We start from the raw sequence: 4908 nt of genomic DNA, 5'->3' as shown, positions 1-4908 counted from the left end.
GGCGGGGCCTGGCCGCCGGTTCCGTACCGCCCGTGCTGGAGGCCGGGACGGCCGCGCCGATCATGACGGGTGCCATGCTGCCCGCCGGTGCCGCCGCCGTCGTCCCGATCGAACGGGCCGAGCCGGCGCAGTTCTACTCCGCCGCGGACCGCGAAGGCGGGGAGGTGTCGGTGGTCCTGCCACGCGGGATCCCCGACGGGCAGTTCGTGCGCCGAGCGGGCAGCGACCTCGGCGAGGGGGACGTGGCGCTACGGGCGGGCAGCCTGCTCGGCGCAGCGCAGTTGGGGCTCCTCGCAGCCTGCGGGGTCGGCTCGGTGTCCGTCCGGCCGCGGTTCCGGGTGCTGCTCCTGTCCACGGGCGACGAGGTCGCCGAGCCCGGCACCACGCTCGCGCCGGGCACGATCTACGACGCCAACACGACGCTGCTCGAGGCGGCGCTCCGCGAGGCCGGCGCGGACGTGGCGCGCCACCGGCTCGTCGGCGACGACCCCGCGGTCCTGAGGGACGCCCTCGCCGCGATCCCGGCCGGCAGCACCAACCTCGTCCTCAGCACCGGCGGTATCAGCCAGGGAGCCTACGAGGTGGTGAAGCAGGCGCTGGCCGACAGCAGCGTGGAGTTCTCGTCGGTGGCCATGCAGCCCGGCGGACCCCAGGCACACGGCACCATCTCCGGCGTGCCGTTCCTCGGCTTCCCCGGCAACCCGGTCAGCGCCATCGTGTCCTTCGAGATGTTCCTCCGCCCGGCCCTCCGGCGGCTGACCGGCGTCCCGGCGCCGCGCCTGCGGCTGCAGGCCGTCCTCGCCGAGGACCTCGTGAGCCCCGAGGCCAAGCACCAGGTGCGGCGCGGACTCTACCGCGACGGCGCGGTGGTGCTGGTCGGCGGACCCGGGTCCCATCTCCTGCACGCCCTCGCGGCGTCGAACTGCCTCGTGCACGTCCCCGAGGGGGTCGCGTCCCTGCGGGCAGGGGACCGCGTCGAGGTCACCCTGCTCGGCCCCGTGCCCGACGAACCCTTCGCCACCGAGGATGTGCCGGCCCCGGATCACGCCGGGACTGGTTGAATGGGATCCGCAGAAAGGACCTCCCCATGAACCCACCCCTCCCCGCGGACGGGCTGTCCCACGTCCGGCCCGACGGCACCGCCCACATGGTCGACGTCTCCGGCAAGCAGGCGACGATCCGGCAGGCCGTCGCCGAGGCCACGCTCGAGACCACGCCCGACGTGGTCGCGCTCATCACGGACGGCGCGCTGCCGAAGGGCGACGCCCTCGCCGTCGCGCGGGTCGCAGGCATCATGGCCGCGAAGCAGACCTCGTCGCTGATCCCGCTGTGCCACCCCCTGCCCCTGTCCAAGGTCACCGTGGACTTCGTGCCCGACGGCGGGCACGTCCGGATCACCGCCCTCGTCAGGACCACGGCGCTCACGGGCGTCGAGATGGAGGCACTGACCGCGGTGTCCGTCGCTGCGCTGACGCTCTACGACATGATCAAGGCGGTCGACAAGCACGCCGTGATCAACGGGACGCGCGTGCTGTCCAAGTCCGGCGGCAAGAGTGGGGACTGGACCGCATGAGTGCCCTCCGCCCCGCCGCCGTCGTCGTCGCCTCCACCCGGGCGGCCGCCGGGACGTACGAGGACGAGTGCGGCCCCGCCATCGCGGACTGGCTGTACCGCCACGGGTTCGCCGTCGCCGACGCGGTGGTGGTTCCCGACGGCGACGCCGTGGGAACGGCCATCGGCAGGGCGCTGGAGGCCCGGCCCGCCGTGCTCATCACGAGCGGCGGCACGGGGCTGAGCGCCGACGACGCCACCCCGGAGCAGACCGTGCCGTACCTCACCCGGAGCCTTCCCGGGATCATGGAAGCCATCCGTCGTGCGGGCTCGGAGAAGGTCCCCACCGCCGTCCTCAGCCGCGGACTGGCCGGCACCGCGGGATCGACCTTCGTGATCAACCTGCCGGGATCACCCGGCGGTGTCCGCGACGGGCTCGCCGTGCTCTCGCCCCTCATCGACCACATCTGCTCCCAGCTGGAGGGCTCCCATGACCACCGGTGACGTCGTCCACGCAGCCGTGGCCGCGACCCCCATCACCCCCGAGGAGGCGTACGCGGGCGTCGACTCCCCGCTCTGCGGGGCCGTCGTCGGCTTCAGCGGCGTGGTGCGGAACCACGACGGCGGACGCGACGTGGCGTCCCTGGCCTACTCGGCGCATCCCAGCGCCGAGCGGATCATCCGCGAGGTCGCCGAGGAGATCGCAGCCCGTCACGACGGCATCCGGATCTGGGTCGCCCACCGCGTCGGGCCGCTGGCGATCGGCGACCAGGCGCTCGTCGCGGCCGTCGGGGCGGCGCACCGGGGTGAGGCCTTCCGGGCCTGCTCCGACCTCGTGGACCTGGTGAAGGAGCGGGTCCCCATCTGGAAGGAGCAGTTCTTCGCCGACGGGACCGTGGAATGGGTCGGGGCCGGGACGGAACAGTAGTGTTGACGGCATGACCGAACTTCTGCCCGTGGCCGTGCTGGGTGCGCGGGGGCGCATGGGCGCGGAGGCCGTCCGCGCCGTGGACGCCGCCGCCGACCTCGAACTCGTCGCAGCCCTCGGCAGCAGCGACCCGCTCGACACCCTCGTCTCCGCCGGTGCGCGCGTCGTCGTGGACCTGACCGTTCCGGAGGCCACGGCCGACAACGTCGCCTACGCCGTCGAGCACGGCATGCACGCCGTCGTCGGGACCACGGGCTGGACCGCCGAGCGCCTCGAGCGCCTCGAGGCCCTGCTCGCGGGCTCTGCCGGCACCGGCGTGCTGATCGCCCCGAACTTCGCACTGGGCTCCGTGCTCGCCACGGCCTTCGCAGCCACCGCGGCACGCTACTTCGAGTCGGTCGAGATCATCGAGCTGCACCACCCGGACAAGGCGGACGCCCCGTCCGGGACGGCGGTGCGGACGGCGCAGCTCGTCGCCCGGGCCCGGGCCGCCGCGGACGTCCCGGCCGGTCCGGACGCCACGCGGGACCAGCTCGACGGCGCCCGCGGGGCACGCGTCGACGGCGTGCCGGTCCATTCGGTGCGCCTGCGCGGGCTGACGGCGCACCAGGAGGTGCTGCTCGGGAGCCCGGGGGAGCAGCTCACCATCCGGCACGACTCCTTCGACCGGGCGTCGTTCATGCCCGGCGTCCTCCTCGGCATCCGCTCGGTGGCGCAGCATCCGGGCCTCACGGTCGGGCTGGACGGCTACCTGGACCTGCAGACCGGCGGGACCGGCCGGTGAGGGCCGTCGGGTTCTACCGGGAGCACAGGGTCAAGCTCGGCGTCCTGCTCGTCACGGTGCTGCTCGTCTTCTGGCTCGTCGTCGCCTTCCAGCGCAGCATCCTGCTGCTGGGCGACCCGGAGCCCGTGGCTAAGGCGATCGGAGCGGGATACCTGCTCCTGCCCTGCATCGGCGCCTGGGCACTGATCCGCGAACTGCTCTTCGGCGCCCAGACGCAGCGCATGGCGCGGCAGCTCGACGACGAGGGCGGCCTGCCCGTGGACGACCTGCCGAGGACCCCGGCGGGCCGGATCGTGCGGGCCGCCGCGGACGAGGCGTTCCCCGCCTACCAGGCCGAGACGGAGGCTGATCCCGACAACTGGCGCAGCTGGTTCAGGCTCTCCTGCGCCTATGATGCCGCGGGCGACCGGAAGCGTGCCCGGCGGGCGATGCGCGACGCCGCGAAGCTGTACGCGCAGCACGGAGCAGGCTCCGCCCGATAGCAGCGGGCCCGCACGTCCGGCTACCGCCGGGCGGCGGCCGAGCCGTCCCGGGCGGCGTTCGCGGCGCCGGACGCCAGCAGCTCCAGCGGGCCGCGGGAGCGGATGCGGTGGAAGAGGATGCCGATCGCCACCGCAGCGATCACCTGCAGCCAGTAGAGCTGCGTCGGATCAGGCAGGGGGGCCAGCTGGTCCGCCCAGCTCATGACGCAGATGTGCAGGCTGTACAGGGTCAGGGTCATGGCCCCCGGCGCCGACAGCGGCAGGAGCGCGGAGGGGAAGCGCCGCGTCAGCAGCAGGCACGCCGCGACGACGGCCGCAGCGGACCCCGCGACGTGCACCAGGTCGAGGGTCGCGCCCGAGTGCGGTGCGCTGACCGCGAGCCACCACCAGGAGCCGGACTGCTCCACGCCGGCCAGCCCGACGTCGAGCATCGCCTCCAGCGGGTAGCGGCTCCCGTCCGGCGTCCCGAGGAGCGCCGCGAGGCCGCCGCCCGGCCCGAGGAGCTGGGCGCTGAGGAGCTTCGCCCCGACCGCTGCGGCGACACCGGCGCCGAGGAGCCCCAGCTGGACCCCGAGCCGTGACAGGTCGAGTCGCCCGAGCGTCATACCCACGAGGAGGAAGCCGAGCCACTGCAGCACCGGGTAGTAGCCCGTCAGGAAGATGTCGGCGGCCAGCGTCTGCGGCACGAGGAAGGAGTCGAACAGGGGGTTGCCGCCGAGGGAGTCCGGGTCCACGCCGGCGGCCACCACGGGCCGCAGCAGGTAGGCCGCGACGGGAGCCAGCACCAGCCAGCCCGCGGCCCATGCGGCGAGCGGTCCCGCGCGGAGGCCGGTGAAGGGCAGCGCCACCAGGAACAGCACGCCGTAGTGGAACAGGATGATGGCGATGTTGGTCTCGACCCCGCCGAGCACGAGCCCGATCAGCGCGATGACCACGGCGCGCACCGCGATGCCCCGGCGGTCGGCCGACAGCGTGCGGTCGCGGTGCGGGGTGCTCCCACCCGTCAGGAGCGCGAGCCCGATGCCGGCGACGACGGCGAAGAGCCCCGAGGCGCGGCCCGAGAAGAGCAGGGCGGTCCAGGTGGCCTCGGTGGTGCCCGGTGTGTACAGGGGGAGGACGTGCGTGCTCATCATGCCGAAGAGCGCCACGCCCCGGGCCGCATC

The 4908-nt window shown here is 74.0% G+C and carries 7 protein-coding genes; 6 read left to right on the top strand and 1 reads right to left on the bottom strand.

Annotated elements, in window-relative coordinates; genetic code table 11:
• The 6 genes from CVO76_RS15305 to CVO76_RS15280 form a co-directional block, all read left to right on the top strand.
• The coding region (locus tag CVO76_RS15305; RefSeq protein ID WP_208740004.1) for a molybdopterin molybdotransferase MoeA at positions 1-1061 on the top strand (1061 nt) is incomplete at its 5' end.
• A gap of 26 nt (positions 1062-1087) precedes the next feature.
• The gene (gene moaC, locus CVO76_RS15300) at positions 1088-1573 is read left to right on the top strand and encodes a cyclic pyranopterin monophosphate synthase MoaC (RefSeq protein WP_208740003.1); all 486 of its coding nucleotides are present in this window, start codon (positions 1088-1090) and stop codon (positions 1571-1573) included.
• Positions 1570-2055: a MogA/MoaB family molybdenum cofactor biosynthesis protein gene (locus tag CVO76_RS15295; RefSeq protein WP_208740002.1), complete on the top strand. Its 486-nt coding sequence runs from the start codon at positions 1570-1572 to the stop codon at positions 2053-2055. The genes moaC and CVO76_RS15295 overlap by 4 nt, the downstream gene beginning before the upstream one ends.
• Positions 2042-2479, top strand: a complete 438-nt coding sequence (locus tag CVO76_RS15290; RefSeq protein ID WP_208740001.1) for a molybdenum cofactor biosynthesis protein MoaE — start codon at positions 2042-2044, stop codon at positions 2477-2479. The genes CVO76_RS15295 and CVO76_RS15290 overlap by 14 nt, the downstream gene beginning before the upstream one ends.
• A 10-nt stretch (positions 2480-2489) precedes the next feature.
• Positions 2490-3263, top strand: a complete 774-nt coding sequence (dapB, locus tag CVO76_RS15285) for a 4-hydroxy-tetrahydrodipicolinate reductase (protein ID WP_208740000.1) — start codon at positions 2490-2492, stop codon at positions 3261-3263.
• On the top strand, positions 3260-3745 hold the full coding sequence (locus CVO76_RS15280) for a hypothetical protein (protein ID WP_208739999.1): 486 nt from the start codon (positions 3260-3262) through the stop codon (positions 3743-3745). The genes dapB and CVO76_RS15280 overlap by 4 nt, the downstream gene beginning before the upstream one ends.
• A gap of 20 nt (positions 3746-3765) precedes the next feature.
• On the opposite strand, the gene CVO76_RS15275 is transcribed toward CVO76_RS15280, so the two are convergent.
• On the bottom strand, positions 3766-4908 hold a 1143-nt coding region (locus tag CVO76_RS15275), incomplete at its 5' end, for a heparan-alpha-glucosaminide N-acetyltransferase domain-containing protein (RefSeq protein WP_208739998.1).

It is taken from the genome of Arthrobacter agilis (assembly GCF_002953615.1).
Lineage (GTDB): Bacteria > Actinomycetota > Actinomycetes > Actinomycetales > Micrococcaceae > Arthrobacter_D > Arthrobacter_D agilis_B.
This window is presented reverse-complemented; position numbering and strand designations above follow the sequence as displayed.